Here is a 23,785-nt window from a genome sequence, read left to right as displayed (position 1 = left end):
GATCGACGACGAGACGGGGCGATGTAGCCACCGGCGCCTGAAAAGCGCCTGGCGGCCCGAATTCCACGAGCGGCCAGGTCACCATGCGCCCGGCTCCGGGACCCAGATCACATCGCCGCGACGCTCGGCGTCCGAATCTCCGCTGTCGGCAGCTCGCTCCATGCCGCGTGCGTAGGTGACGCCGGCGGTGAACTCGATCGGCGCTGAGGCGTTCGAGCCGGCATGCAGCGCCAAGCCGAGCGCCCAGAAACGGTCCGCGTGGCCATCGGGCGTGCTCTCAGCGACGAACCGGATGTTCCCGGCAGCGGTCGTGATCTTCTGGACCTTGCGCAAGTCGGCGCGAATCGTCGGGTCCTCGGGGATGCGCAGCTTTCGGTCTTCGAACGCGCCGCGGACCGGATAAGCCAGCGCCTCCTTGACCGGACCCGTGAACGTGACGGCCTCGACGCGGCTTTCCCCGAAGCGGTCCTGAGCATCGTCGGCCCAGCCAATGCCCAGGCCCGTCGCGTCGATGCAAGCGCGCTGACACCGCTCCAGCCACGGGTAGAGGATCTTCTCCTGCTCGCTCTTTCGCATGTTCTGCAGGGCGATGACCTTGCGCGTGTAGAACACGTCGCCGAGCTTCTCGAGGATCCAGATGACCGTCAGGTCCTTCTTGCGGCCAATGTCGACGCCGACGTACAGCGGGCCGAGGAACGGCCCCTCGAGCTCGCGCTCCCAGTCGACGCCGCGGGAGTACTCGCAAGACGTGATCAGCAGGTACTCGAGGAACTTTGCATCGTCGTCGGCCGGGATGCACATGTACTCCTGGTCGAAGCTCTCGGCGTCCGCGGCGCCGGCCTTCACCCAGTCGAAGTACTCCGCCTCGGTCATGGCCTGCTGCTCGGCGTCAGCCGGCAGCGACTGCTGCAGCTTCCAGAGGAAACCCTGCTCGAGCGCGTTCTGCAGCGTCACACGGTGGTGGCTGATGCGCTTCGGGTTGCCCTTCTCGACGATCTCGCGGATCAGCTGATTGAAGAAGCTGTGCGAGCCGCGGTGCGTGGAGATCACCTCCATCGAGCCGCCCCATGTGATGCCGGGGTAGGCGATCGCCCACAGCTTGCGCTGGTCAGGGTGCAGCGCGAACTCGTCGAGGATGCGACTGCCACGCTTGCCGGCCTGCGCATCGGGGTTCGAGCTCATGCTGTGGATGCGTCGGCCGCTGGCGAACGCCAGCACGTAGGCGCTGATCTTCTTCTCCGGGTCGAGCACCTGCTCGCCCAGATCCTGGGCGGCCAGGTTCATCAGGCCCGCAAAGAGCTTGCAGTCCTCGAGGAACAGGCGCGCTTGGATGTCGTCGCGGCTGCTGACCCACTCGTCGTAGCGCGCGCCCTGCGCGGCGGCGCGCTCGTCAGCGGCGTAGGCCGTCGACCAGCTGATGCCGATCTGACGGCTCTTCTCCATGAGCTTGAGGCGCGAATCGTCCTTGATCCACTTGGCCTGGAACTGCAGGAAGATCGCCTGCGGGTCGGCAGGGATGATCTTGGCGCGGCCCTTGTGCTGGGTCATCAGACGATCCCCAGCGCCTCGCGGATCGCCGCCTTGGTCTCCGCCGTCACGCCGCCCTTGTTGGGCATCGCCTCGAGCTTCGCGCGCTGCTCGTCGAGCAGCTGCTTGCGTGCGCGCTCCTCGACCTCGGCCTGGAACTTCTTGAGGTTCACCGAGCTGCGCGACAGCGTAGCGATGTTCTTGGCGGCCGAGCTCAGCATCGCGACGCGATCGCCAGGCTCGAGGTCGGGATCATCGGCATCCTGCAGCTGCAGGATCGCCTCGAAGAGCTCGGTCTGCACCAGCGCGGTAAGGGCCTCGCTGCGCGCGTCCTTGTCATCTCCGGCCTGCTCGCGGATGAGCTTGGCGGCCTCCGTGCTGGCGCGGATCGCCGCCAGGCGCCGATCGAGCTTTTGCCCATAGCGGCCGAGCGCGCTGCGACTCGGCAGGCTCCCAGCCTTCGACTCCGCCGGGAAGCGCTCCTGCAGGTCGGTGATCAGCTCGTCGAGGGTCTGTGCGCCGGTGGCGAGCATCGCCTCGATGTAGCTCTTGATCTCCGCCGGCAGCCGGCTGATCGTGCTCTTGCGGGCCACGGCGGCGACCTCACCAGTACTTCGCCGGCCGCGCGATGCCGGGCTCGCAGTCGACCGTGTACTCCGCGACATCGACGCCGTCGCGCGTCAGCTCGGCATGCCAGCGGCCGGTCGGCTCCTTCTTGACCTGCACCAGCTTGCGCTCGTCCAGGTAGTCGAGTTCGCGCCGCAGCTCGAGCGGCGTGGCATCGGGATACTCGCTCTGGGCGACGGCCAGGATCGGGCCCTCGTAGGCGCCCATCGGGCGCGCGTTGTTGAGCGTCAGCAGGATCAGCCAGCGCAGCGCTTCGCGGCGGATGCGCGCGGTGTCGATCGGCACCTCGGTTTGTCGCACGTCAGTCTCCCCGAGCTGCGGTGCGCAGCTGCAAGTTCTCGATTCGCACAGCCAGGCCGTCGAGCTTGGCTTCGACGACGCTCTGACCGCGCACGTAGTCCTCCCGCATCACGAAGCGCTGCGGCAACTCGGCCTTGAGCTCCATGAGCTCGCGTTCGACGCGCTTCCACTGCTTGGCCTCTTCGCGGTTCGCCTCCTGTATCTCGTCGAGCTGGTCCTGCAGCTTGGTGAAGCGTTCGTCGAGGCTGCGTCCGGTCTGGTCGAGCAGCATCTTTCCGGCGGCGGCGACGGCGCCGAAGAAGGCCAGCAGCAGCGTGATCAGCAGGGTGATCAGCTGCCAGAGCTCGATCTGGATGTTGGTCATTGCGTCTTCCGCGGGTACTGGAGTCGCTCGATCACCAGGCCTGCGCATCTGGCGTAGGCGTCGTACATCTGCTTGAGGGCCACCATGACGTCATCGGCCTGAGCGCTCGCCGGCGCCGGCAGGTCCTGTGGGCATCCCACCTGCAATTCCGCCGGCTGCGGCGGCGGCAGCCCGTGCACGGGCCTCGGCGAGCTGGCGCATGACGTCAGCACTGAACAAGCAATCAGCGCGGCGAGCCGCATCAGAGTTGAGCGCACGTTTCAGCTCCTCGGTGCTCTCCGCGTCCGCCGCGGCGCGGCGGTTCATTGCCAGGCGCAGGGCAGCGCTCGCATCGGCTGCCTGCGTGATCAGCCCGGTGTGCGAATCGATGATCGCGTTGAGGTCCCGCACGTGCTGTTCGGCCTCTTTGCCACGCTGCAGCTGCTTGCCTTGCGACAGTCCCCAGAGCTGGCCGCTCAGCGCGCCGAGCGCCAATCCCGGCACCAGGCCCACGCAGATCAGCACCGCAGCGGTGACCTTGGTCAGTGGCATCGTCACGTGCAAACCCCTCGGCCCCAGCCGGCGTCGACATAGGTGCGCTCGTGGCGCAGCAGGATGCGACGCGGGTAGTCGCGGTTCTCGCGCCAGTGGCCGGGCGCGCGACCGGCATTGACGGTCTCGACAGAGCCGAACCACAGCAGTGGATCCAGACCCTGCCGCGCCGCCAACGCCTTGTCGCGGTTCACCCAGCCCAGCCCGCCGTTGTAGGCGGACAGCACCATCGCGAAACGCTGACACCCGTCGCGCCCTGCGACTCGCTCGTGCAGCCACAGGTCATAGCTGGCCAGCGCGCGCAGCGACCAGGTCGGATTGAAGGGTTCGTTCGCCGCGAGCTGCGGATCGATGCGCGAGATCCAGCTCGAGGTTGCCGGCATGAACTGAGCGAGCCCGGCAGCGCCGACGTGCGACACCGCACGTGGATTCCAGGCGGATTCCTGATGCACCTGCGCTGCCAAAGTGGCGATCGGTGCATCGAGGCCCCAGACCGAGCGCGCCGAGCGCACGAGCTCGACTCGGTAGGCAGCCGAGACCGGAGGGGGCGCCGGCGGCGCGGCCAGCGCGAACACCGGGAACAGCACCAGCGCTCGCTGTGCCCACCACCAGGCGAGATCGCAGCAAGACGCCCCGACAGCCCGCGTCTTTGCCAGAAGAAGGCGTGTCATCACAGCCCCGTGGCCAAGCCGACGATCACCGCGGCAACGATGACAGCGCGGCGCAGCAGCGCAGCGATGAAGATCGGCTGGTACTCCGCCACGACGCGGAAGTCCGCGTCACCCTGCGGTTCGTCCGTACCCAGCCGCCAATCGCGTTCCAGGTAGCCGTCGGGCCGCGAGTACGGGAAGAGGCCCCGGTCGACCCAGTAGCCCAGCACCGCTCCGATCGCGATGAGTGCGCACTTGTAGAGCACGACGGGCAGCTGAACGAGGGACACCAGAGCCACGGCCAGCAGCAATGCGGCGGCGACCATCAGCCACAGCGTGGTGCGCGGCAGCTTCAGCAGCGCGGGAATGCGCTCGCGCACACCAGAAAGCAGGAACATGACTCGCCCTCCTCGACAGCGGGGCCGACGCCCCGGGATCAACGGGCATCAGTCTCGTGTCGAGGTGCAAGCGAGTCTTGGGAACCGGTTCAGATTTCCGGTGATGCGCGCCGCGCGCGCGCGAGGGTGCCGCTCTCCCGAGCGGCCAGGGTCACGTCACTGCATGAAGCGGCACTTGCCGAATTCGCAGCGGACCATCAACGACTCGCCGCCAGCGCAGCTCACCGCATAGGTCTCCGACGCCGGCCCCTTGGCGACCAGGTTGGCGCGTGCATCGGCGCAGCGATTCTGCCGTGCCATGCTTTCGACCTGGTAGGCCTCTTGGCCGCGCTGCACCTCGGGCGCTGCAGCCACCGTCGGCGCGGCCGACGCAGGACCCGGCACCGCAGCCGTCGGCGATGGCGTTGGGTCGGCCGGTGCCGCCGCCGGCGGCTGAGCCACCGTTGCCGTGCAACCCCGTTGCGTGCGGACCTGCTGCAGTTGAGCCAGGCGTGTATTCGCGCTCTCGACCGCGCTGGACTTCTCCATCACGTTGCCGACGCCGAAGTCGCCGAGGAAGCTGAGCACGGAGCGTGCGTCGAACTCGCTCTCCTTTTCGACGCGCTGCAAAAAGCCGTGCACCTTCGCCGTCTCGAGCTCGAGCTCGCGGCAGGTCATCGAGCTGCGCTCCACACTAGTGAGCTCGCCCTGGCGTCCGTAGTTCTTCGTGGCGCAGCCGGCGCTCAGCGCGGCGCATGCGATCAGCGCGATCGCAAAGATCTTGTTCATCGGAACCCCCTTGAATGTGACCGAGTACGTTTTTCTGTAGGTGGACTACGTCTTTCTGCAGTCTGCCGCTGCACTTTCGGTGGCGCCTGCAGCGCTGGCAACCCCTCTGCGGGGGAGGCGGCTAGCGTCGCTCGAAGAGCACCTGTTCGATTTCCCACAGCTGCGCGAGGTAGCTGCGGATGGCGCGGCCATAGAGGCGGCGCTCGCGCTGCACGTGGTGCATCGGCCACATCACCAAGCCCGCCTGCAACGCGATGCCGCCGAAGAACACTTCGGGGCGCGCCGTGAGCCCATTGGTGATGATCACCATCAGCAACGCAAAGCTGCCCAGCAGGCCCACCAGCATGAGCAGCAGCCAGCGTGAAGTCCACATCTCCCAACGCGCCGTCGAAAGCTTGCCGCGGTAGAGCCGCTCAGCAGCCTGCAACTGCTCGGTGCTCCACTCCCAGTAGTTCGGCGCATCCGATTGGGTGATGTTGAAGATGTCGCGACCAGCAACCTGGCGCACGGGTGCGTGGTAGACCTGATTGGTCAACGTTTTCTCCCTTTGCCGCGGTCGTAGTTGACGACATCGCGGCCCGCGGCCTGACCGACCGATGCGTTGAAGTGTTGCTTCACGCTGGTCGTGGGCCTGGGCGATGGCGACGACGGACCGGTCGCCTTGCCGCGCTGGGTAGATGTAGCCGCGTCTGGAGATCGCTTCGCCAGCCGTGCGGCCAGCTCGCTGACCGTCTTGCGATCCGGCGGGTCGCAGCGCCGCCAGTCCTCGACCAGCTGGACCTCCGCATCGTCCTGCGGCCCCTGGTCGATCAGCTCGCGGATTTGACGGAGAAGTCCGGCGCTTTTCCCGAACACGTGGCCGGCCTCGCGCTGCGCCCGCTGCAGCTGCGTCTCGCCCGTGATGACGTAGTGCATGTCGATTTGTAGATCAGGCCGCGCCGCGACCAATGCCTCGACTGCCTCCTTCGGGAACGAGCCGCGGGCCTTGCGCTTGTTGAAGGCGCTCTTCTCCATGCCCAGAAGAGCGGCCAGCTCCACGTCGGTCTGCACGCCGACGATCTCCTTGAGCCGGAGGACCGCTCGCTCGAATTCGAAGTAGTTCAAACACCCCCCTTGCGCAGTCGATTTGTGGACTGCTACACTGCATCCACAAATCGACATTCGCTATCCCAAAAAAGCACTAACTGACTCGATTGAGAAGGGTACTCCAGATGAGCGTTCGCGCCGCGAAGACGATCCGCACGCCAGCCCAGGTGCGTGACGAGTTCACCCGCAAGGGCGTCTCGATCAGCAGCTGGGCCGTCGCGCATGGCTTCAGCACCGCGCTGGTGTTCGACCTTCTCGCCGGCCGCAAGAAGGGCCTGCGCGGGCAGGCTCACCGCGCTGCCGTCGCGCTCGGTCTCAAGCGCGGCGAGATCGTCAACGACCCGAGCCAGGTGCTCTGAGGTCGCCATGCAGCGGTCGCAGCGTCACCTCGACTTGCCGCGCCACGAGCCGATGCGCTCGCGGCCCGGCTTCCTGCGCATCGAAGGCGGGTGCGTCGTCACGCCCGCCGGCATCCGCATCGGCTGCGCCCACCTCCAGCAACCGCCCATCCCCAGCGCTGACGCCGAGGCCATCCAGCGCGCCTTCCTCACTCCCCGCCGCCGCGCGAACGCGCTGCTGCGGGTGCTTGCGGCCGGCCTGGCCGCCGTCGTCATCAGGAGAAAGCCGCTGTGACCAAGCTCTTCCGCGCGCGAGTGCGTTCGCGCATCCACGATGCCGAGCGCATCGTCTTCTTCGAGGCCTTCGGCCGCGATCAGCTGGACCACGTCGAGGAGGCGGTCTGCTACGCCTGGAACGTGCCCGCCGAGGACCTCGAGGTCTACGACCTTCTCGGCGAGCAGCAGCTGCTGCAGCTCGCCGCCGGCAAGACGATCGACGGCGATCTGCGCCTGCTTGAGATCGGCTTCGAGTACGGCTCGCCTACCTATCCGCGGCCCGAGGACGTGCAGCTGCTGGTGAGCCCGGCCACGCAGAACCGCCTGCACATGGCACTGGCGCGCCTGCCGTCGATTCGCCGCCCGGTCGGCGGCATGCCTCGCCTCTTCGGAGCCGCAGCATGAACGGCGCGCGCCACCCCTTCTGGCTGGCACTGGCCGTCACCGTCGTCATCGCCCTGGGAGCGCTGGCATGACCGCGGCGGCCACCATCAAGGCGGAGCACGTCGCGCTGGCCGCGGTGACGCACAAGATGCGCACGCGCCTCGGCTGCAAGGTCGCGAGGTTTGCCGCGATGAGCGGCGCCACGAGTGCGTGCGGGCCGACCTGCGGCAGCTCGCGCTCCTACCGGGATTGGTCGCAGCGACAGCGCCAGGCCCGCACGCCGCTGTTCCTGGCGATGAACCACGGCGACCTGGTCAGCGCTGTCGAGCGGACTCGGCTCTGCCACGGGCTGAAGGAGGTACGCGCGACCTGGGGCTGCGGCCTTAAGGCGCTGCGCGCCGAAATCGCAACGGCAGGCCTGGCATGAGCTCGGCACCAGACACCGGCCCCAACGCCCTGGTCGCGCGCTGCGCGCAGCTGCTCGAGCTGCTGTGCGGCGCGGTGCCGCACGGCATGAGCAACAAGGCGATCGCCGATGCGCTGCGCGTGCCGCCGAGCTACGTGACGCGCGCGGCTGCCGATCTTGCCGCGATCGGCTGGGTCGAGAAGCTGCCGAGCGGCAACTTCTGCGTCACGACCCGCTTCTCGCGCCTGTCGTTCCGCGTGTTGGCCTCGTTCGAGCGAGAGCAGCAGCGCCTGGGCGACATGCAACGCAATTTCACCCTGAACAACTGAGGAGCTCCCTCCGAATGGCTCGCACGCCCAACCCGAAGGCCGAAGCACCGGTCGACGTGAAGTTCAACGAGGTCGCCCTCCAGAAGCTCGACGCCGACGTCAAGCAGCTGGTGGCGATCGACAGCCAGGCCGAAGCGCATGTGCGCGCCGTGGCCTTGCGCATCGGCTACCAGCTTCCGGCCGACAGCACCGACCCCGACCTGATCCAGCGCGACATCGCCGCGAACATGCGGCGCAGCGTCGAGGCCTGCCTTGAGGTGGGCCGCGGCCTGACCGCGCTGAAGGCGGCCTGCCAGCACGGCCAGTTCCTTGCGCGGCTGGAGGTGCTGGGGATCGAGCCTCGCGTGACCCAGCGGTTCATGCAGGCCGCGCTCAAGTTCGCAAATGCGTCGACGGCGCCGCTTTTGAAGGCCGCCGGCACCCAGAGCAAGCTGTTCGAGCTGCTCGTGCTGGACGACGAGCAGATCGAAGAGCTGGCGCTGACCGGGCAAACCGGCGAGCTGGCCCTTGACGACGTCGCGACCATGTCGGTGAAGGAACTGCGCGCCGAGGTGCGGCAGGTGCGCGCCGACCGCGACTTCGAGGCCGAGAAGCGGGCCAAGGCCGAAGCGAAACGCGACGCCGCCGAGAAGAAGCTGCGCGGCAAGGTGCCCGAGGTCATGCCGCTCGACGAGCGCCTGGCGCCGTTCCAGAAGGACATCACCGAACGGCACTCCCTCATGGAAAAGTGCGTGATGGCCGACATCGAGGCCGTCAAGGCGCTGGAGACCTGGTGGCTCGAAGACTCGGGCGAGGATGGTCCGATGCCGCCGGCGGTGCTCGCTGTCCTGGTGCACCTGGACAACGCCGTCACGCAGCTGGCCAGCTGGGTCGGCACGCTGCAGCACACCCTGAACGAACGCTTCAGCGGCGACCTGCAGGCGGCGCGCCAGTACCTCATGCAGGCACCCGCAGGCGACGAAGTGGAGGCCGAGGCCACCGCCGACTCGGCCGCCGGCAAGCGCCGCGGCGCCAAGCGGGGTTGACGTGCTCGACGCCGACATGAGCCTCACCCCAGCCATCCGCGATCACCTGAAGGTCCTGGCTGCGCGCCTAGACGCCGCGCCACGCGGCCAGGCCACGGCCCTCGTCCGCGAGTCCGCGGCGTTCCTCGGCTGGTCGGTGCAGACGGTGTACCGCCAGCTGCGCGACTCGGCGGGGTGGAGCTCGGGCCGGCGCACGCGCAAGGACAAGGGCAGCACGTCGGTCGACGCCGACGCACTGGTGTCACTCGCCGCGGCGCAGCGCGAGGCGGTGCGCGACAACGGCAAGCAGACCCTGTTCACCACAACAGGCCGCGGTGTCTTCGAGGCCAACGGCGTGAGCTTCGGCGTCTCGAACCAGCAGCTCAACCGTCTCATGCGCGAGCGCAAGCTCGGTGTCGCCGCGCAGCGCAAGGCCAACCCGGTGCAGGACCTGCGTGCACCGCATCCGAACCACACGCACGAGGTCGATCCGTCTCTGTGCCTCGTGTACTACCTGCGCGATCGCCAGTACATCATCCGCGACAGCGAGTTCTACAAGAACAAGCTCGACGCGATGGCCCGCGTCAAGTTCAAGGTGTGGCGATACGTCGCCTATGACCGCGCGAGCGGTTCGATCGTGCCCTGGTACGTCGAGGCCGCCGGCGAGAGCCAGCAGAACCTGTTCGACTTCCTGATGTTCGCCTGGGGCGAACAGCCAGGCCGGCCGTTCCACGGCGTGCCGAAGAACCTGCTGGTCGACAAGGGCAGCGCCCGCGGCAGCGCGCTCGACAACCTCCTGCTGCACCTCGAGGTCAATCCGCTGGACCACGCGCCGGGCAAACCGCGCGTGAAGGGCGGCGTCGAGGTCGGCAACAACATCGTCGAGACGCAGTTCGAAAGCCGCTTGCGCTTCGAGCCGGTCGACAACGTCGAGCAGCTCAATGCCGCCGCGTTCGCATGGGCCAACGCGTACAACGCGAACCTGATCCCCGGCCAGGATTCGCGGCTGCGCCGTGACGGCCTGGCGCAGCCCGTGGCGCGCTACGACCTGTGGCAGCTGATCACCGCCGAGCAGCTGCGCCGCCTGCCGCCGGTCGACGTGTGCCGCGCGCTCATGGCCGCGCGCGAGGAAGAGCGCACCGTGCGCCCGAACCTCACTATCACCTACCGGCACCCGCAGGCCGAAGGCTCGGCGACCTACAGCGTGCGCGGCCTGGCCGGCGTCAACGTCGGCGACAAGATCTCGGTGCGCTCGCTCGTCTACGGCGAGTGCGCGATCCAGATCGAGGTCCCCCGCTACGACGGCGAGCCGCTCATCTACCGCGTGGAGCCGGAGCGCGACTTCGATCGCTTCGGGCAGCGCCTCTCCGCGGCCGAGATCGGCAGCGAGTTCAAGGCCATGCCGAAGACCGCCATCGAGCATGCAGCCGATGCGATGGACGACAAGGCCTATCCCGGCCTCGGCGACGACGAGCTCAAGGCCGCGCGCGAGCGCAAGGTCACGCCGTTCGGCGGCGAGCTCAAGGCCCACAGCTACCTCAAGGACGTGGCGATGCCGACCTACCTGCCGCGCAACGGCAGCGAGATCGAGACGCCGGCGCACGCGCGCTTCGAGATGCCGCGCCTGGACGCGACCGCCGCGATGCTGCGCATCGTTGACGCCGTCGGCCGCCACCTCACCGCGGACGAGCATGCGTTCCTCGCTGCCCGCTATGCGGATGGGGTCCCGGAGGACCAGCTCGAGGCGCTGATCGCGCAGTTCAAGGCCGGTGCCGAGGCGCCGGCGCCGCTGCAGGCCGTCGGCGGCCTGCGCGCCGTGTAGGAGGGCGCTGCGATGGCACTCAAGCTCAAGCGCCTCCTGAACGAACGCAGCGTCAGCGCCAACGGCCTGGCGCGCGCCACAGGCCTCAACAGCGGCTCGATGAGCCGCCTCCTGAATTTCGGCGTGTGGCCGAAGACGCCGCCCGAAGACGAGCTGCGTCGGCTGATCGGGCGGCACCTTGGCATGCCGGTCGAGCAGCTCGTCAGCTACTTCGATCACGACGTCGATCTGCAGGGGCAGGTCGACCAGTCCAGCCCGGCGGCGGAAGCCGTCAACCAACCGGAGATTGACATCATGCTCCTGCGCAAGCAGACGCTGACCCGCGAAGCCCGTCAGCATTTCCGCATCGCCCGCGATCCTTTCGACGAGAGCGCGGTCCAGTCCGACGCCGATGTCTTCGTCACCGACGACATCCGGCACGTCCGCGCCGCGATGCGCCAGACCGCGCGCCACGGTGGCCTGCTCGCCGTGATCAGCGAGAGCGGCGGCGGCAAGAGCACGCTGCGGCACGACCTGGTCGACTGGATCAACTCGAACAACGAGCCGATCACGGTCATCCAGCCGTTCGTTCTCGGCATGGAGGGCCGCGGCGAGCGCGGCAAGACGCTCACCAGCATCGACATCACCGGCGCCGTCATCCGCAAGGTGGCGCCCGGCACCACGCTGCGGGCGAGCCAGCAGGACCGCTACGACCAAATGCACGCCGTCCTCAGCGCCAGCGCGCAGGTCGGTCGCAAGCACGTGCTCGTGATCGAGGAGGCCCACGACCTGGCCGTGCCGACGATCAAGCACCTCAAGCGCTTCTACGAGCTGCAGGACGGCTTCCGTCGCCTGATCTCGGTGATCCTCATCGGCCAGACCGAACTCGAGCGCAAGCTCAGCGAGCAGAACCCCGAGGTTCGAGAGGTCGTGCAGCGCATGGAGATCGTCACGCTGCCGCCCCTCGACAGCCACCTCGAGGGCTACCTGCGCCACAAGCTCGGCCGTGCCGACGTGAGCCTCGACGCCGTGCTCGACCCCGCCGCCGTGGACGAGATCCGTGCGCAGCTGCGCACGACGATCACCGAGCGAGGCAACGGCCAGCGCGCCACCCGCATGGCGTCGCTGTGCTACCCGCTCGCGGTCCACAACCTGCTGACCGCGGCCATGAACGCGGCGGTGCGCATCGGCGCGCCGCGCGTCACGGCTGACCTGGTCGCCGCCGCTGCGAGGGCGTCGTGAGCGCGAACCGCACGCAGCCCAGCATGGTGGTTCGCATTGCCGCCATCGTCGGCGCGATCGCGGCCGCGCTGGCCGGCGTCCTGATGCCGCCGGACGGCGCCGAGCCGACCGATCTGCCGGTCTACGACCCCGGCGAGCAGGCGCTGCGGGACGAGCTGCTCGACCGTGTTGCCGCGGCCTACGAGCAGGGCCGTGCCGATGCGTTCAAGAGCGCGATGTGCATCAGCGGAGGGCGGCCATGAGCTTCGGGACCACCGCGCTGCTGCTGATCCGGCTCGACCAGGTCGGCGCGCACTGGGAGAGCGTCGTGGAGCTTGCGCGCCGCTTCGCTGTGTCCGAGAGCGAAGTCCGCCAACACCTCGAGGCGCTCACCGCCGACGGTCTGGCGCGCGTCCAGCGCGACGCACACACCGGCGAGATCCAGGCCGCCATGAGCGAGCCCAGCGCCGTCAGCACGAAGGCCAGCGAATGAACGCAAACCAGCTCCTCAACCTGCTCAGCGAGCACCAGGGACGCAACCGCGGCATCGCCGCGCGCGACCTGGCCGTCAAGGCCGGACTGTCGCCGCGCCAGGTGCGCAAGCGCATCAGCGCGCTGCGCGACGAAGGCATTGCCATCTGCGGCAAGCCCGCCACGGGCTATTTCGTTCCAGTGACGCCGGACGAGCTGGAAGAGAGCTGCGAGTTCCTGGAACACCGAGCGCTGCACAGCCTGAGGCTGCTGTCACGCATGAAGAAGGTCGCGCTGCCCGAGCTGCTCGGCCAGCTGCGCCTCAACAAGGCCTGAACCATGTTCATGCACGAGCCAGGGCGCAAGACCGCCCTCACGAAGAGCCACACGCACGCGTGCGCGGTGTGCGAGCAGCAGATCCCGCAGCAGATGCTGATGTGCGGTCCGCACTGGCGCCTGGTGCCGCCGCAGCAGCAGCTGACGGTCTACCGGCTGTGGAACCAGCTGCACCGCGCGCCGACGCGGAGCAAGGCCTACGAACGCATCTGGGCCGAGTACCTCCAGGCGCGCGACGCCGCCATCGAGAGCGTGCGCAAGAGCCTGGGCGAGACGCCCACGGCAGACCCTGGCCATCCCGAAGGAGCTTGACGATGACCACCCTGGACGAGATCGGCGACGCCGCGCGCGTGCTGAGTGAGCGTCGCGCGCGCCTGCGCACGCTGGTCGAGGCCCTGACCCGCGGGCTCGAGGCCTTGAAGACCGACTCGCTGCCCGAGATGCGGGTCGCGATCACCGAGGCGACGCAGGCCTGGGAGTCGTTGCGCGACCTGGTTGAGGCGAATCCGCAGCTGTTCAAGAAGCCTCGCACGGTGGCACTGCACGGCATCAAGGTCGGGTTCGAGAAGGGTAAGGGCGGCCTCGAGATCGTGGACCCCGATCGCACGGTGGCGCTGATCCGCAAGCACCTGCCCGACCAGGCCGACGTGCTGATCGCGACGAAGGAGGCGCCTGCGAAGGATGCGCTGGCGCAGCTGTCGGCCGAGCAGCTCAAGAAGGTGGGCGTCAACGTCAAAGGCACCGGCGACCAGGTCGTGATCCGGCCGGCCGACGGCGAGATCGACAAGCTGGTCAAGGCGCTGGTGAAGGCGCAGATCGAAGAGGACGGCTAGCAGGCCCGTCCTACCCCCGCAGCCGGCCCGGGGGGAGCGAAAGGCCGGTGGGACGTAAGCGGCGAGTGGTCCCGTTCGAAGCAGCTACGGCGTGCCGCAGTTGCCATTACAGAAAACCGCCGCAGGTGACGGGCGCAGCCGTCTCGTGTCGACGCACGACGCGGTCTCCACCTCCCTCGGGAGGCATGCGTGGCGTCACCCGGTTTCCGGTGTCCGAGAACACCGGACCTTCTTCAAGAGAGCGAAGCGATGACGGGCTTGGATTTGCCATTTGACTGGACCACGTTCGAGAACGCACTGCCGTCAGGCGATGCGCTCACGCCGTGGTTTCCGCGGTCGACAGCTCCGGTGCACGTCGGCCCCTATCGCGTGTCGTCGGATACCGGCTACTGCGGCTGGTCGTGGTGGCACGGCGACAAGTTCGGCAACTGCTACGTCCGCATCGCAGGCGCGATCGAGAACCGAGGCCACAGCTACCAAGGCCGCGATGGCGGCCTCCACGCAATCCTCCACTGGCGCGGGTGCATGCAGCACCTGCCATTCCTGACTCGGGAGCACCTATCGTGAACTCCGACTTCGTACATCGAACCGTCAGCGCGCCGGCCGCCCAGCGGGTCGAGACCAATGCGCCGAACAGCGTCTTCGCGCTCGGTGGCCCGCCCGTGGATAGCTCGCCTACACGCAAGGTTCGCAGCGACTCGAGGTGGCCCAAGGCCCTTGAGCTCTTCGAGCGGCGCGGCGCGATGTCCGCGCAGCAACTGGGAGCGGCGCTCGAGATCAGCCTGAAGGCTGCAAGGAACCTGGTCACGCGCATGCTGGCGGACAAGACGATCGCCGTCGCGTCCAGCCACACCAGCGGGCCCAGCCATCCCCGGCTTTACGACCTGGCGCAGCGATGTGGCGGCGATCAACCTCCGAGCGACTTCAAGACATGGCTGGCGAAGACCGGCCAAGAAAGCGCTGAGGGCCGCGTGCCGCCGCAAGCGGCACCTGGGCCCAGCACGCCCGATGATCCCAAGGTGATCACAGGCCACGGTCGTGGACGGCGAGCACTCGCCCGCATCGACCCAGTGCCGAGCCCCCAGCTGACATGCGGGCTGCTCAACACAGGCGAGCTACTGATCGAGGCTGGCGAGCAGCGCATGCGGCTGGACCGCATTCAGGCTCGGTCGCTCGTTTCTTACCTCGACCTGGTGTCGAAGACGCTGCAGGCGGTGAGCTGAATGCCGAAGATCTACCTCGCCGGGCCGATGACGGGACTGCCCGAGCTCAACTTTCCGTCGTTCAACCACTTCGCGTCGGTGCTGCGCGCGATCGGCCATGAGGTGGTCAACCCCGCGGAGATCAACGGCCTCGCCACCGAGAAGTCCTGGCAAGAGTGCATGCGCGACGACATCCGCGAGCTGGTCGGCTGCGATGCCATCGCGCTGCTGCCCGGTTGGCAGCGCAGCACCGGCGCCAACCTCGAGCTGCACATTGCACACCGCCTCGGCATGGACGTCTTGTTCGTCGAGCAGCTGGTGAAGGAGTACTTGTGAACCGAGACCAGGCTCTTGCCAAGATCCGGAAGTGCCTTGCACTTGGGCGCAGCTCGAACGAGCATGAGGCGGCCGCCGCGATGCGGCAAGCGCAGAAGCTCATGGTCGAGCACGGCCTGGACGCGGTCGACGTCGACCTGGCGCATGTGGGCGAAGCTGAAAGCCGCGCGGTGATGCAGACGCCGGTCTCCTGGGAGATCACGCTCGCCCACTTGGTGGCCGAAGCCTTCGGTTGCCAGACATTCACGACTCGCCGCGTTCTTGTGGGCCGCACACGCTCGAGCGTGGCCGCGATCCGCATCTTCGTCGGCGTCGGCGCGGCCGCCGAGGTTGCGAAGTACTCCTTCGACGTGCTCAGCCGGCAATGTGCCAAGGCTCGTCTGTCGCACATCGCGAAGCAGCCCAAGAACTGCAAGCCCATCACCAAGACGGCACGCGGTGACCAGTTTGCGAATGGTTGGGTGCACGGGGTGCGAGATCTCGTCAAACGGTTTGCGGGCAACGAGCAACGCACCGAGCTGCTCGAGATGTACATGAAGCGCGCGCATCCCGATCTGGTCGAGGTAGATGCCAAGCGCCGCGAGGTCGGGCGCAACGTCCGCCATGACGACGCCTGGCAAGGCATGGAGGCGGGCAGGCAGGCAAAGCTGCACCACGGCGTCGGTGCCGAGCAGCGGCCGCTGATCGCCTCGGCCAACGGAGGCGCCTGATGCAGACCTTCGACGTCATCGTCCACGCCAAAGGCGGCTCCTACGTGACGGGCGTCTACCAAGGCCACTGCGCCGCGTGCCGCACGAGCGCGCAAAGCGCAGCCGAACAGCTCGGCCTGCAGCTGTTCGGCGAATCGTTCCTGCGAGCGGAACCGCTCCCGGGCCCGGCGGCCGCCCCCTACCAGGGCTGGCGCCTTTTTGCATCCACGGAAGGCTGATGCCGATGCACCAATCACCCACCGACATGCGGCGCGTCGCCGCGAGCTCGTCCGACGTCGACGCGCGCGCGACGCTGCTCTCGGCCGTCAACGCGATCGAGCGCAAAGACGCTGCGCTGAAGGATGCCTGCGACCTGCTCGAGGGCTGGGTTCGCTTCAAGTGCACGAAGCGCTACCAGGCTGAGCACTTCGCGCACATCGAGAAGCTGCGCAGCGCGCTGAGCGAAGTCGCTGCGGAGGGCGGCGACTGCCCTGTGTGCGACGGCAGCGGCGAGGTGGCAACGCTGCAGCCTGGTTCGCGTCACTTCGCGCGGGTGCCCTGCGAGACGTGCGGCGGAGACGGGTGCATCGGCGGTCCTGCCGACCTTGCCACGCTGGCTGAGCAGGTCGTGCAGAGCGAAACAAACGCGCTGGCCACGCAGTGCTCGGACTTCGCGACGAGCCTGCGCAGCGCGTTCACCGTGGCCGCGCTCAAGGGCGAAGCGCCGGCGTCGTTTCGGAAGGCGGCCGAGCTGCTCGAGCGCGCCGCGAGCGCGCTCACCGATCAGGCGCAGGCTCAACGTGGGTGACATGACCGGCATCAGTTGGTGCGACAGCACCTTCAATCCCTGGATCGGTTGCACACGCATCTCGCCGGCCTGTGACGATTGCTACGCGGCGCGCAGTACACCGGCGCGCACGCTCGGCTTAGTCTGGGGCCCACACGAGGCGCGGCGCCGCACCGCAGCTGAGACGTGGAAGCACCCGGAGCGCTGGGACCGACAGCACGCCCAGTTCCTCGCCGTGAACGGGCGGCGCCGGCGCGTCTTCTGCGCCAGCCTGGCCGACGTGTTCGACAACCAGGTGCCGGCGGCCTGGCGCGAAGACCTGTTCGAGCTGATCCGCACGACGCCCAATCTCGATTGGCTGCTGCTCACCAAACGCATCGGCAACGCGAGGAGCCTGCTCCCGAGCGACTGGGGCGGCGGCTATGACAACGTCTGGCTCGGCGCGACCGTCGTGAACCAGGGAGAAGCCGACCGCGACGTCCCGAAGTTGCTCGCGCTGCCAGCGTCGGTGCGCTTTTTGTCGATCGAGCCGATGCTGGGGCCGATCGACCTCCAGAAGTCATGCACGCTGCGCTGCCCGAACGGCGATTGCTACACGCACCACTCCACCGGTCATCGCGTGGTAGTTGATTCCGAGAATGGCGGAACCTTGGTGGAGTGCATCTGTTCGCGCCTCAACGGCCTGTCCTGGGTCATCGCCGGCGGCGAAAGCGGCCCAAAGGCGAGGCCAGCGCACCCCGACTGGTTCCGCTCGCTGCGCGACCAGTGCGCCGCCGCCGGCGTGCCGTTTCACTTCAAGCAGTGGGGCGAGTGGCTACCCGGCTCGCAGGCACGCGAGGTGGGCAACCAGATGGCGTTCGTTGGCAGCTGCAATCGCGGCTGGCAATGGGATGAAGGCACCCACTCATGGCGCATCGGCAAGAAGGGCGCCGGCCGCTTGCTCGATGGCGTTGAGCACGGCGGATTCCCACTTTGACCATCATGACGCGAGAGTCAAAGAAGTTGCGGACGACCGATCTCGGCGCCGAGAAGTACTGCACCCGGTGCAACGAGTGGTGGCCTGCCGATGGTGAGTTCTTCTACAGCGATCCGACCGGCTTGGCTGGCCTCTTCTACTGCTGCAAGGCCTGCTACCAGGAGTGGAAGGCGGCCCACCTGGCCAAGAAGGCCGCAGCGCGAGGAGCACAGCAATGCAGCTGACGTGTCCTTGCTGCCATGTCCGCTTCCCGCTCGAGGCGGCGCTCCAGGACGAAGCCGGCCGCGAACTCCTCGCGCTGCTGGCCGGCCTCGACAGCGCGATCGCGCGGCCGCTGGCCAGTTACCTCGGCTTCTTTCGCGCGACGAAGACGCAGCTCGGTTGGGATAGAGCGCTGCGCCTGGCGCGCGAGGTGCTCGACCTCACCGTCGACCAAGGCCACCTGCAGGTCGCCCTCGATGAGACAGTGGCCGCGATGGCCGAGAAACGCGCTCAGAGCGGCTGGAAGCCTCTCGGGGGACACAACTACCTCCGGAGGGTTTTGGAGAGCGCCACAGCCCGCCTGGAGGCCTCGGCTGGTGCAGATCTGCACCAAAGCCGAAGCAGTGCGGCGCCCGCGCCGCGCAGCAAGACGGGCCAGGCGCTGGTGGCGCTGGAGGGAATGAAGCGTGGTCGCTGACGCTGCTCCCGCCGAGATCCCAGCCTGGTTCAACGACGCGATCGTCAATGGCATCCAGCGTCTGTACGTGCTGGGGCTCGCCGGCACGCCTGCGGCCGAGACGGTCGTGCTGACGGGCAACGTGTGGGTGGAGCTGCTGTGGAACGCGCGCCGCTGGGATGAGCCGTCCACGCCGACGCGGCTCGCCGAGGCCTTTCGGCGCCTCTCGTTCGCTGCTGATCGCTGGCCCGCGCCGGCGCAGCTGCTCGAGTACGTGCCCGACCGCGCCCAGCCGAAGGTTATTGCACGTTCGTACACCCAAGAGCAGATCGCCAACAACCTCGCGTTCATTCGCAAGGAGCGCGAGCGCCTCTTCGGACCGAAGAGGCGCCCATGCGTCGACGTCGACGCAGACGAAGGACCCCAGCAATGAGCACCGTCGTCGACCAAGAAGGCGCGCGCCGCGCCGACCTGGCCAAGATCCACCTGGCCAAGAAGGATCTCGGCTGGGATGACGACTTCTACCGTTCGATCCTGTGGAGCGTGTGCCGCGTCAAGTCCAGCGCCGAGCTGGACTTCACCGGGCGCAAGCGCCTGCTCGAGCACATGCGCCGCTGCGGCTGGAAGGCCAAGCGCGGCAAGTCGTCGCGTCCGATGGCCGATGACGACCAGTCGAAGATGATCCGCGGCCTGTGGCTCGAGCTCCATGAGCTTGAATACGTCACGGATTCAAGCGAGGCGGCCCTGGCCAGTTGGATCAAGCGCGAGACGCGCGTCGAGGCCCTCCAGTGGCTTTCGCCCGCCCAGCGGCAGCAGACCATCGAGAAGCTGAAGCGCTGGCGGGATCGCGACGCGAAGAAGCTTCGGACGCTGGCGCTGGTCGCGTTCAATCGCGGCCGGTTGTCGACGTCCGACATTGAAGAGCTGGCAGCGGCCTGGTTCGGCTCGCCGCGGCTCACCAAGGGAGTCGCCGGGCAGATGCTGGCCCGGCTGCAGATGGAGGCCGACCGTGGCTAACGAGCACACCAGCATGGCGCAGCGTCGCAACGAGCTGCTCACGGACCTGGTCGACGTCGCCCTGCGCGTCCTGCGCGACCACGACATCCCCGAGGAGCTCGCCTCCGTCGCCTCGAATGCGGTCGCCGACCGCCTGGCCGACCACTGGGGCGGCCAGAACATCACGTTCCCGAAGGACTTCTTCTGGCGCCTGGCCAAGGTCGAACTCGCCATCTACGATGACTGGGCCAAGGGCTCGACCTTCCCCGAGCTGGCGATGAACTACAAGATGTCCGAGCGCGGCGTGCGCAAGCTGATCGCCCGCGTTCGTGCCAAGATCACGGACGCACGCCAGACTGGCCTTTTCGAGCCCCCGACGAGCAGCTGATCGGCACCGCGCCCGCCGTTCCGCCTCCCGTAACGGAATTACTCGGCGCCCGTCCCACCCCATCCCCCGTGATCCCGCTATGTCTCGTTTATCGCGCCGGATCACCGAGGTTTTTCACGTTCCCGTTCACCAGCGCGCGCACGGCGTGCTCGGCACCTGCGCGCTGCGCCAGGGCCGTTTCGGCGAGGCGCGCCGGCATTTCAAGCAGTCGCTCGCGCTGACCGCGCCGGGCGGCGACGAGCGCAACCGCGCCGCGACGCTCGACCACCTGTCGCTGGTCGAGAAGTACCTTGGCCGCTTCGACGAGGCGCTGCGCTTCGCGCTCGAGGCGCTGGCGCTGTACCGCCGACTCGACGACCACGCGGGCCTCGCGCTGTGCCTCAACAACCTCGGCGCGCTGCACATGGCGCGCGAGGACTACCGCTCGGGCCTGCCGCACCTGCACGAGGCGCTGGCGATGTGCGAGCGCGACGGCTTGTCCGGCACGCTGCCCTTCGTGCTGTCCAACCTCAGCGAGGTCGAGCTGCACGTCGGCAACCTGCCGGCCGCGCGCGACCATGCGACGCGCGCCGGCGAGATCGCCCAGGCCAAGGGCAACCGCGCGGCGCGGCTGTGGGCCACGCTGCAGCTGGGGCGCATCGCGCAGCGCGAGGGCGACCTCGACGGCGCGCGGCGCCTGCTGGCCGAGGGCACGGCGGGCGCAGCGGCGATCGGCGTGCCCTCGCTGCAGTGCATCGCGGTGGTGGCGTTCGCCGAACTGCTGTGCGCCGACGACGACCGCACCGCGGCGGCGCGGGTGCTCGGCTTCGCGGCGCGCCAGCCGTCGATGGGCGGCCTGCTGGCCGAGAGCATCGACGCCGAGCGTCAGCGCCTGGCGCTACCGGTCGACCGCGTGCCGCTGGCCATCGACCTCGCCGAGCTGCTGCGGCGCATCGCCGACGAGGCGCCGGTCGCGCACGAACCGCTGCGCGCGCTGCTGCACAAGGCCGAGCGCCGCCGCACGGCGCGGGCCTGACCCTCCAGCCTCCCGGCCGCGGGCGTGGAACGCCCGTGCAACGCCCCCCCGCCGAAAGTCCGTCCGTCAACGAAAGGACGGACCCCATGCCCATTGCCCTGCTTCTCCTTGCCTCGCTGGCCCGCGCCGGCCTGGCGCACTGGCGCCGCCGCCGCGAGCGCCTGGCCACGGCCCGCGCGCTCGCCGAGCTGAACGAGCACCTGCTGCGCGACCTCGGGCTCGACCGCAGCGACATCGACTCCGTCGCCGGTGCCACCGCCGGCCGCGGCGACTGGACCCGCGTCGTGACGACGCCTTCGCTGCCGCGCCGCCGCGCGGTGGCCTGCCGCTGACGCGGCGCCTCACCGGAGAACTTCCACCATGCTGACCGCCACCCGACCCGAAACCCTGGCCACCGCGCGCTACGCCAAGTGCATCGAGGCCTCCAAGCGCGTGCGCTGGGAGATCGAGCGCGACGTGATCCGCGGCCGCCGTTTCGACACCGGCTGCAAGTTCCTGCCCGACGCGCTTTCGATGATCGACCGCCTCGGCTTCCTCACGCCCGACGAGGCGCGCTTCCTGTCGCAGATCCAGGGCCGCACGTACGCCAACATGTTCGCGCTGGTCGAGCGCTTCATCGGCGCCAAGGTGCTCGAGCTGACCGAGCCGCACCGACTGGGCGACCAGGTCGCGCTCGAAGCCCTGGTGCGGCTGACGGACGAGGAAATCAAGCACCAGGCACTGTTCCAGCAGCTCGACGCGATGGCGGCCGAGCAGATGCCCGATGGCTACCGCTTCGTGCCGCGGCCCAACGAGGTCGCGCAGGCGGTGCTCGCCAAGTCCACCTGGGCGGTGCTGGCGCTGACGCTGGACATCGAGCTGTTCTCGCTTGCGCACTACCGCGCCAGCATCGGCCCCGAGACCGCGATCTGCCCGCTGTGGAAGGACGTGTTCCTGTTCCATTGGAAGGAAGAGTCGCAGCACGCCATCCTCGACGAGATGGAATGGCGCCGCGAGCACGCGCGGCTGTCGGAGGCCGAGCGCGACCGCGGCGTCGACGAGCTGATCGAGCTGGTCGGGGCGGTCGACCAGACCGCGCAGGCGCAGGCCGCGGCCGATGCCGACTACTTCATCGCCAACGCGGGCCGGCGCTTCGGCACCGAGCAGGAAGCAACGCTGCGCGATCGCCTGCTCGCCGCCTACCGCTGGCAGTACATCGTCACCGGCTCGCGCGAGCCGCGCTTCGCGCAGGTGCTCGGCGAGCTGACGACGCCCGCGCAGCGCCGGCGCATCGAGCAGGCGCTGGCGCCGATCGCCGAAGAGGTCGTGCAATGAGCCGCCGGGCCGCTCCCAAGGCGAATTCCGAAGTGCGAAGCACGGAGGATGCCCGATGAACGCGGTCGTGATGCTGCATGCCAGCGCGTCGTCGGCGCGCCAGTGGCAGGCGCTGGGCGAACTGTTGCGCGCCAGCGGCCGCGAGGTGCACGCGATCGACCTGTTCGGCCACGGCCGCCGCGAGGCCTGGCAGGGCGTCGCGCCGATGCGCCTGGCCGACGAGGCGGCGCCGATCGAGCGCCTGCTCGAAGGCCTGGGCGGCGCCCACCTGGTCGGTCACTCCTACGGCGGCGCCGTCGCGCTCAAGCTGGCCAGCCGTCGGCCGTCGCTGGTGCGCAGCCTGGTGGTCTACGAGCCGGTGATGTTCAGCCTGCTGCGCGCCGACCCCGATTCGCAGCCGCTGCTGCAGCGCGTGGTCGGCGTCGCCGAGGCGATGCGCGCGAGCGTGGCGCAAGGCCGGCCCGACGACGCCGCGCGGCGCTTCATCGACCTGTGGTCCGGCGAAGGCACCTGGGCCGCGCTCGCGCCCGAGCGGCAAGAGGTCTTCGCGGCGCGCATGCCGGTCGTGCTGCAGCACTTCGATGCGCTGTTCGGCGACCCGTTCTCGGCCGCCGACCTGGCGCGGCTGTCGATGCCGCTGCGGCTGCTGTTCGGCGCGCGCACCGTGCCGGCCGCGCGGCGCATCGCGTCGCTGATCCACGCGGCACTGCCGGGTGCGCGCTGCAAGCGGCTCGACGGCATGGGCCACATGGGCCCGGTCACGCACGCGCCGGCCTTCAACCGCCACCTGCTCGAGCTGTTGGCCGCCGGCCAGCCGGTGCGCGCAACCGGCGAACGCAGCGCGTCGCTCGCGGCCGCGGGCGCGCTTTGACGCTCTTTGATCGATCGATCGGAACCAAGGACGAAAGGAGTCCACGATGAAACCGCTGACGAAACACGGCTGGCTGGAAACGCTGCTGAGCGGCGCGCTCGCCGTCTGGTGGGTCCTGCTGCTGTCGCCGCTCGGCCTCGAGCGCCCCGAGAACGCCCAGGCGATTGCCGCGCAGCCCGCGAGCCCGCGCACGCCCGAAGCCGCGTATCCGTCACCGCAAGTCGACCCGCACGCGGCGCCCGAGGCGCTGCCGCCGACCTTCTGAACGCTGAAGAAGACGAAAGGAATCCACGATGAACACGCTCGCTCTCCAATCCCTGCGTCGCGCCGCGGCGCTGCTGTGGCCCGCGCTCGGGCTGGCCGCCTGCGCCGTTGCGCCGCTGCCACCGTCCGTGCCCGAGGCGATCGCGCCGGCGCGCGGCGAATCGCTGGCCTTGAGCGTCGCCGCGCGCGGCGTGCAGGTCTACGAATGCCGCAGCGCCGCGCCGGGCGCCGCACCGGCCTGGCAGTTCGTTGCGCCCGACGCGCAGCTGTTCGACGCGCGCGGCCACCGCATCGGCGAGCACGGCGCCGGCCCGCACTGGCAGGCGCTGGACGGCAGCCGGCTCGACGCGGTCGTCAAGGCGCGCGCCGACGCGCCGCGCGACGGCGCGATCCCGTGGCTGCTGCTGTCGGCCCAGGCGAGCGGGCGCACCGGCAGCTTCACCGGCGTGAGCAGCATCCAGCGCATCAACACCCAAGGCGGCGTCGCGCCGGCCGGGGGCTGCGATGCCGCCAGCGTCGGGCGCATCGCGCGTGTGCCCTACACGGCCGACTACCGCCTGTTCCGCGGCGCCGGCGGCAGCCCGGTGGTGTTCTGAGCCGGGCCAGCGCGGGCGTCGGCTGTCTGCAAGACAGACACAT

Annotated in this window: 41 protein-coding genes; 31 read left to right on the top strand and 10 right to left on the bottom strand. The window is 68.8% G+C overall.

The features are described 5' to 3' along the window. Positions 1 to 78 precede the first annotated feature (78 nt). The 10 genes from ACO2TI_RS09935 to ACO2TI_RS09890 all read right to left on the bottom strand — a co-directional run bounded on the left by ACO2TI_RS09935 (position 79) and on the right by ACO2TI_RS09890 (position 6,269). Entirely contained in the window at positions 79 to 1,548 is a 1,470-nt protein-coding gene (locus tag ACO2TI_RS09935) for a terminase large subunit domain-containing protein (protein WP_423283939.1), read from the bottom strand. Beyond that, on the bottom strand, positions 1,548 to 2,120 hold the full coding sequence (locus ACO2TI_RS09930; protein ID WP_423283938.1) for a phage protein Gp27 family protein: 573 nt from the start codon (positions 2,118 to 2,120) through the stop codon (positions 1,548 to 1,550). Before ACO2TI_RS09930 ends, ACO2TI_RS09935 begins: the two co-directional genes overlap by 1 nt. 10 nt (positions 2,121 to 2,130) lie before the next feature. Then, positions 2,131 to 2,454 (bottom strand): hypothetical protein, encoded by a 324-nt coding sequence (locus tag ACO2TI_RS09925; RefSeq protein WP_423283937.1) that lies wholly within the window; start codon positions 2,452 to 2,454, stop codon positions 2,131 to 2,133. Between the two features lies 1 nt (position 2,455). Beyond that, positions 2,456 to 2,818, bottom strand: coding sequence for a hypothetical protein (locus tag ACO2TI_RS09920; RefSeq protein WP_423283936.1), 363 nt, complete (start codon positions 2,816 to 2,818; stop codon positions 2,456 to 2,458). A 90-nt stretch (positions 2,819 to 2,908) separates the two neighbouring features. Further along, entirely contained in the window at positions 2,909 to 3,349 is a 441-nt protein-coding gene (locus ACO2TI_RS09915) for a hypothetical protein (protein WP_423283935.1), read from the bottom strand. A 2-nt stretch (positions 3,350 to 3,351) separates the two neighbouring features. Next, complete coding sequence (locus ACO2TI_RS09910; protein WP_423283934.1) at positions 3,352 to 4,020, bottom strand: transglycosylase SLT domain-containing protein; 669 nt, start codon at positions 4,018 to 4,020, stop codon at positions 3,352 to 3,354. Further along, positions 4,020 to 4,397 (bottom strand): putative holin, encoded by a 378-nt coding sequence (locus ACO2TI_RS09905; RefSeq protein ID WP_423283932.1) that lies wholly within the window; start codon positions 4,395 to 4,397, stop codon positions 4,020 to 4,022. Before ACO2TI_RS09905 ends, ACO2TI_RS09910 begins: the two co-directional genes overlap by 1 nt. 156 nt (positions 4,398 to 4,553) lie before the next feature. Next, entirely contained in the window at positions 4,554 to 5,165 is a 612-nt protein-coding gene (locus tag ACO2TI_RS09900) for a hypothetical protein (RefSeq protein ID WP_423283931.1), read from the bottom strand. Positions 5,166 to 5,286: 121 nt separating this feature from the next. Then, the gene (locus tag ACO2TI_RS09895) at positions 5,287 to 5,700 is read right to left on the bottom strand and encodes a hypothetical protein (protein ID WP_423283930.1); all 414 of its coding nucleotides are present in this window, start codon (positions 5,698 to 5,700) and stop codon (positions 5,287 to 5,289) included. Then, positions 5,697 to 6,269 (bottom strand): helix-turn-helix domain-containing protein, encoded by a 573-nt coding sequence (locus tag ACO2TI_RS09890; protein WP_423283929.1) that lies wholly within the window; start codon positions 6,267 to 6,269, stop codon positions 5,697 to 5,699. Before ACO2TI_RS09890 ends, ACO2TI_RS09895 begins: the two co-directional genes overlap by 4 nt. 107 nt (positions 6,270 to 6,376) lie before the next feature. Here ACO2TI_RS09890 and ACO2TI_RS09885 point away from each other — a divergent pair, with 107 nt between their 5' ends. The 31 genes from ACO2TI_RS09885 (at position 6,377) to ACO2TI_RS09735 (ending at position 23,742) form a co-directional block, all read left to right on the top strand. After that, positions 6,377 to 6,610 carry a DNA-binding protein gene (locus ACO2TI_RS09885; protein WP_423283927.1) on the top strand — a complete coding sequence of 78 codons (234 nt, stop codon included), beginning with the start codon at positions 6,377 to 6,379 and terminating at the stop codon, positions 6,608 to 6,610. A 7-nt stretch (positions 6,611 to 6,617) separates the two neighbouring features. Then, positions 6,618 to 6,884, top strand: a complete 267-nt coding sequence (locus ACO2TI_RS09880; protein WP_423283925.1) for a hypothetical protein — start codon at positions 6,618 to 6,620, stop codon at positions 6,882 to 6,884. Continuing rightward, complete coding sequence (locus tag ACO2TI_RS09875; protein ID WP_423283923.1) at positions 6,881 to 7,270, top strand: hypothetical protein; 390 nt, start codon at positions 6,881 to 6,883, stop codon at positions 7,268 to 7,270. The genes ACO2TI_RS09880 and ACO2TI_RS09875 overlap by 4 nt, the downstream gene beginning before the upstream one ends. Before the next feature lie 67 nt (positions 7,271 to 7,337). Next, positions 7,338 to 7,676: a hypothetical protein gene (locus ACO2TI_RS09870; RefSeq protein WP_423283922.1), complete on the top strand. Its 339-nt coding sequence runs from the start codon at positions 7,338 to 7,340 to the stop codon at positions 7,674 to 7,676. Continuing rightward, positions 7,673 to 7,984 (top strand): helix-turn-helix domain-containing protein, encoded by a 312-nt coding sequence (locus ACO2TI_RS09865; RefSeq protein ID WP_423283921.1) that lies wholly within the window; start codon positions 7,673 to 7,675, stop codon positions 7,982 to 7,984. The genes ACO2TI_RS09870 and ACO2TI_RS09865 overlap by 4 nt, the downstream gene beginning before the upstream one ends. 14 nt (positions 7,985 to 7,998) lie before the next feature. Further along, positions 7,999 to 9,009, top strand: coding sequence for a hypothetical protein (locus ACO2TI_RS09860; protein WP_423283919.1), 1,011 nt, complete (start codon positions 7,999 to 8,001; stop codon positions 9,007 to 9,009). Between the two features lie 16 nt (positions 9,010 to 9,025). Continuing rightward, a complete protein-coding gene (locus ACO2TI_RS09855; RefSeq protein WP_423283918.1) occupies positions 9,026 to 10,810 on the top strand; it encodes an integrase in 1,785 nt (594 codons plus the stop codon). Between the two features lie 12 nt (positions 10,811 to 10,822). Then, a complete protein-coding gene (locus ACO2TI_RS09850) occupies positions 10,823 to 12,031 on the top strand; it encodes an AAA family ATPase (protein ID WP_423283916.1) in 1,209 nt (402 codons plus the stop codon). Further along, a complete protein-coding gene (locus ACO2TI_RS09845) occupies positions 12,028 to 12,273 on the top strand; it encodes a hypothetical protein (RefSeq protein WP_423283914.1) in 246 nt (81 codons plus the stop codon). Before ACO2TI_RS09850 ends, ACO2TI_RS09845 begins: the two co-directional genes overlap by 4 nt. Then, positions 12,270 to 12,503 carry a hypothetical protein gene (locus tag ACO2TI_RS09840; protein WP_423283913.1) on the top strand — a complete coding sequence of 78 codons (234 nt, stop codon included), beginning with the start codon at positions 12,270 to 12,272 and terminating at the stop codon, positions 12,501 to 12,503. The genes ACO2TI_RS09845 and ACO2TI_RS09840 overlap by 4 nt, the downstream gene beginning before the upstream one ends. Further along, positions 12,500 to 12,817 carry an HTH domain-containing protein gene (locus tag ACO2TI_RS09835; protein WP_423283911.1) on the top strand — a complete coding sequence of 106 codons (318 nt, stop codon included), beginning with the start codon at positions 12,500 to 12,502 and terminating at the stop codon, positions 12,815 to 12,817. The genes ACO2TI_RS09840 and ACO2TI_RS09835 overlap by 4 nt, the downstream gene beginning before the upstream one ends. A 3-nt stretch (positions 12,818 to 12,820) precedes the next feature. After that, positions 12,821 to 13,129: a hypothetical protein gene (locus ACO2TI_RS09830; protein ID WP_423283909.1), complete on the top strand. Its 309-nt coding sequence runs from the start codon at positions 12,821 to 12,823 to the stop codon at positions 13,127 to 13,129. Between the two features lie 2 nt (positions 13,130 to 13,131). Then, positions 13,132 to 13,650, top strand: a complete 519-nt coding sequence (locus ACO2TI_RS09825) for a hypothetical protein (protein WP_423283907.1) — start codon at positions 13,132 to 13,134, stop codon at positions 13,648 to 13,650. Positions 13,651 to 13,899: 249 nt separating this feature from the next. Further along, positions 13,900 to 14,217, top strand: coding sequence for a hypothetical protein (locus ACO2TI_RS09820; RefSeq protein WP_423283905.1), 318 nt, complete (start codon positions 13,900 to 13,902; stop codon positions 14,215 to 14,217). Beyond that, a complete protein-coding gene (locus ACO2TI_RS09815; protein WP_423283903.1) occupies positions 14,214 to 14,873 on the top strand; it encodes a hypothetical protein in 660 nt (219 codons plus the stop codon). Before ACO2TI_RS09820 ends, ACO2TI_RS09815 begins: the two co-directional genes overlap by 4 nt. After that, complete coding sequence (locus tag ACO2TI_RS09810; protein WP_423283901.1) at positions 14,874 to 15,188, top strand: DUF4406 domain-containing protein; 315 nt, start codon at positions 14,874 to 14,876, stop codon at positions 15,186 to 15,188. Further along, entirely contained in the window at positions 15,185 to 15,898 is a 714-nt protein-coding gene (locus ACO2TI_RS09805; RefSeq protein WP_423283900.1) for a DUF2786 domain-containing protein, read from the top strand. Before ACO2TI_RS09810 ends, ACO2TI_RS09805 begins: the two co-directional genes overlap by 4 nt. Then, positions 15,898 to 16,116 (top strand): hypothetical protein, encoded by a 219-nt coding sequence (locus tag ACO2TI_RS09800; protein ID WP_423283898.1) that lies wholly within the window; start codon positions 15,898 to 15,900, stop codon positions 16,114 to 16,116. The genes ACO2TI_RS09805 and ACO2TI_RS09800 overlap by 1 nt, the downstream gene beginning before the upstream one ends. Positions 16,117 to 16,121: 5 nt before the next feature. Continuing rightward, a complete protein-coding gene (locus tag ACO2TI_RS09795; protein ID WP_423283896.1) occupies positions 16,122 to 16,685 on the top strand; it encodes a hypothetical protein in 564 nt (187 codons plus the stop codon). Next, positions 16,678 to 17,640 (top strand): phage Gp37/Gp68 family protein, encoded by a 963-nt coding sequence (locus ACO2TI_RS09790; RefSeq protein ID WP_423283895.1) that lies wholly within the window; start codon positions 16,678 to 16,680, stop codon positions 17,638 to 17,640. Before ACO2TI_RS09795 ends, ACO2TI_RS09790 begins: the two co-directional genes overlap by 8 nt. 5 nt (positions 17,641 to 17,645) lie before the next feature. After that, entirely contained in the window at positions 17,646 to 17,864 is a 219-nt protein-coding gene (locus ACO2TI_RS09785) for a hypothetical protein (protein ID WP_423283894.1), read from the top strand. After that, positions 17,855 to 18,319, top strand: a complete 465-nt coding sequence (locus tag ACO2TI_RS09780) for a hypothetical protein (protein ID WP_423283892.1) — start codon at positions 17,855 to 17,857, stop codon at positions 18,317 to 18,319. The genes ACO2TI_RS09785 and ACO2TI_RS09780 overlap by 10 nt, the downstream gene beginning before the upstream one ends. Further along, entirely contained in the window at positions 18,309 to 18,731 is a 423-nt protein-coding gene (locus tag ACO2TI_RS09775; RefSeq protein ID WP_423283890.1) for a hypothetical protein, read from the top strand. Before ACO2TI_RS09780 ends, ACO2TI_RS09775 begins: the two co-directional genes overlap by 11 nt. Then, positions 18,728 to 19,315 carry a gp16 family protein gene (locus tag ACO2TI_RS09770; protein ID WP_423283888.1) on the top strand — a complete coding sequence of 196 codons (588 nt, stop codon included), beginning with the start codon at positions 18,728 to 18,730 and terminating at the stop codon, positions 19,313 to 19,315. The genes ACO2TI_RS09775 and ACO2TI_RS09770 overlap by 4 nt, the downstream gene beginning before the upstream one ends. After that, entirely contained in the window at positions 19,308 to 19,682 is a 375-nt protein-coding gene (locus ACO2TI_RS09765) for a Mor transcription activator family protein (RefSeq protein ID WP_423283886.1), read from the top strand. The genes ACO2TI_RS09770 and ACO2TI_RS09765 overlap by 8 nt, the downstream gene beginning before the upstream one ends. Positions 19,683 to 19,761: 79 nt before the next feature. Further along, complete coding sequence (locus ACO2TI_RS09760; RefSeq protein WP_423283884.1) at positions 19,762 to 20,697, top strand: tetratricopeptide repeat protein; 936 nt, start codon at positions 19,762 to 19,764, stop codon at positions 20,695 to 20,697. An 86-nt stretch (positions 20,698 to 20,783) separates the two neighbouring features. Further along, positions 20,784 to 21,029 (top strand): DUF1127 domain-containing protein, encoded by a 246-nt coding sequence (locus tag ACO2TI_RS09755; RefSeq protein WP_423283883.1) that lies wholly within the window; start codon positions 20,784 to 20,786, stop codon positions 21,027 to 21,029. A 28-nt stretch (positions 21,030 to 21,057) separates the two neighbouring features. Next, the gene (locus tag ACO2TI_RS09750) at positions 21,058 to 22,011 is read left to right on the top strand and encodes a hypothetical protein (RefSeq protein ID WP_423283881.1); all 954 of its coding nucleotides are present in this window, start codon (positions 21,058 to 21,060) and stop codon (positions 22,009 to 22,011) included. Between the two features lie 55 nt (positions 22,012 to 22,066). Then, positions 22,067 to 22,882: an alpha/beta fold hydrolase gene (locus ACO2TI_RS09745; RefSeq protein ID WP_423283879.1), complete on the top strand. Its 816-nt coding sequence runs from the start codon at positions 22,067 to 22,069 to the stop codon at positions 22,880 to 22,882. A 46-nt stretch (positions 22,883 to 22,928) separates the two neighbouring features. Continuing rightward, positions 22,929 to 23,147 (top strand): hypothetical protein, encoded by a 219-nt coding sequence (locus ACO2TI_RS09740; protein ID WP_423283878.1) that lies wholly within the window; start codon positions 22,929 to 22,931, stop codon positions 23,145 to 23,147. Between the two features lie 28 nt (positions 23,148 to 23,175). Continuing rightward, positions 23,176 to 23,742, top strand: coding sequence for a DUF3455 domain-containing protein (locus ACO2TI_RS09735; RefSeq protein WP_423283876.1), 567 nt, complete (start codon positions 23,176 to 23,178; stop codon positions 23,740 to 23,742). Positions 23,743 to 23,785 lie beyond the last annotated feature (43 nt).

The sequence above is a fragment of the Caldimonas sp. KR1-144 genome, assembly GCF_049446155.1.
GTDB lineage: Bacteria > Pseudomonadota > Gammaproteobacteria > Burkholderiales > Burkholderiaceae_C > Rivibacter.
The sequence above is the reverse complement of the archived record's forward strand: the minus strand, read 5'-3'. Positions and strand labels throughout refer to the sequence as shown.

Excerpts from the sequence above, each read along its gene's own strand:
- ACO2TI_RS09865 (WP_423283921.1), top strand. The coding sequence starts at position 7,673 with ATGAGCTCGGCACCAGACACCGGCCCCAACGCCCTGGTCGCGCGCTGC.
- ACO2TI_RS09810 (WP_423283901.1), top strand. The coding sequence starts at position 14,874 with ATGCCGAAGATCTACCTCGCCGGGCCGATGACGGGACTGCCCGAGCTC.
- ACO2TI_RS09745 (WP_423283879.1), top strand. The coding sequence starts at position 22,067 with ATGAACGCGGTCGTGATGCTGCATGCCAGCGCGTCGTCGGCGCGCCAG.
- ACO2TI_RS09920 (WP_423283936.1), bottom strand. The coding sequence starts at position 2,818 with ATGACCAACATCCAGATCGAGCTCTGGCAGCTGATCACCCTGCTGATC.
- ACO2TI_RS09880 (WP_423283925.1), top strand. The coding sequence starts at position 6,618 with ATGCAGCGGTCGCAGCGTCACCTCGACTTGCCGCGCCACGAGCCGATG.
- ACO2TI_RS09870 (WP_423283922.1), top strand. The coding sequence starts at position 7,338 with ATGACCGCGGCGGCCACCATCAAGGCGGAGCACGTCGCGCTGGCCGCG.
- ACO2TI_RS09915 (WP_423283935.1), bottom strand. The coding sequence starts at position 3,349 with ATGCCACTGACCAAGGTCACCGCTGCGGTGCTGATCTGCGTGGGCCTG.
- ACO2TI_RS09755 (WP_423283883.1), top strand. The coding sequence starts at position 20,784 with ATGCCCATTGCCCTGCTTCTCCTTGCCTCGCTGGCCCGCGCCGGCCTG.
- ACO2TI_RS09905 (WP_423283932.1), bottom strand. The coding sequence starts at position 4,397 with ATGTTCCTGCTTTCTGGTGTGCGCGAGCGCATTCCCGCGCTGCTGAAG.
- ACO2TI_RS09785 (WP_423283894.1), top strand. The coding sequence starts at position 17,646 with ATGACGCGAGAGTCAAAGAAGTTGCGGACGACCGATCTCGGCGCCGAG.
- ACO2TI_RS09900 (WP_423283931.1), bottom strand. The coding sequence starts at position 5,165 with ATGAACAAGATCTTTGCGATCGCGCTGATCGCATGCGCCGCGCTGAGC.
- ACO2TI_RS09835 (WP_423283911.1), top strand. The coding sequence starts at position 12,500 with ATGAACGCAAACCAGCTCCTCAACCTGCTCAGCGAGCACCAGGGACGC.
- ACO2TI_RS09840 (WP_423283913.1), top strand. The coding sequence starts at position 12,270 with ATGAGCTTCGGGACCACCGCGCTGCTGCTGATCCGGCTCGACCAGGTC.
- ACO2TI_RS09830 (WP_423283909.1), top strand. The coding sequence starts at position 12,821 with ATGTTCATGCACGAGCCAGGGCGCAAGACCGCCCTCACGAAGAGCCAC.
- ACO2TI_RS09855 (WP_423283918.1), top strand. The coding sequence starts at position 9,026 with ATGAGCCTCACCCCAGCCATCCGCGATCACCTGAAGGTCCTGGCTGCG.
- ACO2TI_RS09740 (WP_423283878.1), top strand. The coding sequence starts at position 22,929 with ATGAAACCGCTGACGAAACACGGCTGGCTGGAAACGCTGCTGAGCGGC.
- ACO2TI_RS09795 (WP_423283896.1), top strand. The coding sequence starts at position 16,122 with ATGCACCAATCACCCACCGACATGCGGCGCGTCGCCGCGAGCTCGTCC.
- ACO2TI_RS09850 (WP_423283916.1), top strand. The coding sequence starts at position 10,823 with ATGGCACTCAAGCTCAAGCGCCTCCTGAACGAACGCAGCGTCAGCGCC.
- ACO2TI_RS09910 (WP_423283934.1), bottom strand. The coding sequence starts at position 4,020 with ATGACACGCCTTCTTCTGGCAAAGACGCGGGCTGTCGGGGCGTCTTGC.
- ACO2TI_RS09935 (WP_423283939.1), bottom strand. The coding sequence starts at position 1,548 with ATGACCCAGCACAAGGGCCGCGCCAAGATCATCCCTGCCGACCCGCAG.
- ACO2TI_RS09735 (WP_423283876.1), top strand. The coding sequence starts at position 23,176 with ATGAACACGCTCGCTCTCCAATCCCTGCGTCGCGCCGCGGCGCTGCTG.
- ACO2TI_RS09750 (WP_423283881.1), top strand. The coding sequence starts at position 21,058 with ATGCTGACCGCCACCCGACCCGAAACCCTGGCCACCGCGCGCTACGCC.
- ACO2TI_RS09860 (WP_423283919.1), top strand. The coding sequence starts at position 7,999 with ATGGCTCGCACGCCCAACCCGAAGGCCGAAGCACCGGTCGACGTGAAG.
- ACO2TI_RS09770 (WP_423283888.1), top strand. The coding sequence starts at position 18,728 with ATGAGCACCGTCGTCGACCAAGAAGGCGCGCGCCGCGCCGACCTGGCC.
- ACO2TI_RS09800 (WP_423283898.1), top strand. The coding sequence starts at position 15,898 with ATGCAGACCTTCGACGTCATCGTCCACGCCAAAGGCGGCTCCTACGTG.
- ACO2TI_RS09885 (WP_423283927.1), top strand. The coding sequence starts at position 6,377 with ATGAGCGTTCGCGCCGCGAAGACGATCCGCACGCCAGCCCAGGTGCGT.
- ACO2TI_RS09780 (WP_423283892.1), top strand. The coding sequence starts at position 17,855 with ATGCAGCTGACGTGTCCTTGCTGCCATGTCCGCTTCCCGCTCGAGGCG.
- ACO2TI_RS09825 (WP_423283907.1), top strand. The coding sequence starts at position 13,132 with ATGACCACCCTGGACGAGATCGGCGACGCCGCGCGCGTGCTGAGTGAG.
- ACO2TI_RS09760 (WP_423283884.1), top strand. The coding sequence starts at position 19,762 with ATGTCTCGTTTATCGCGCCGGATCACCGAGGTTTTTCACGTTCCCGTT.
- ACO2TI_RS09820 (WP_423283905.1), top strand. The coding sequence starts at position 13,900 with ATGACGGGCTTGGATTTGCCATTTGACTGGACCACGTTCGAGAACGCA.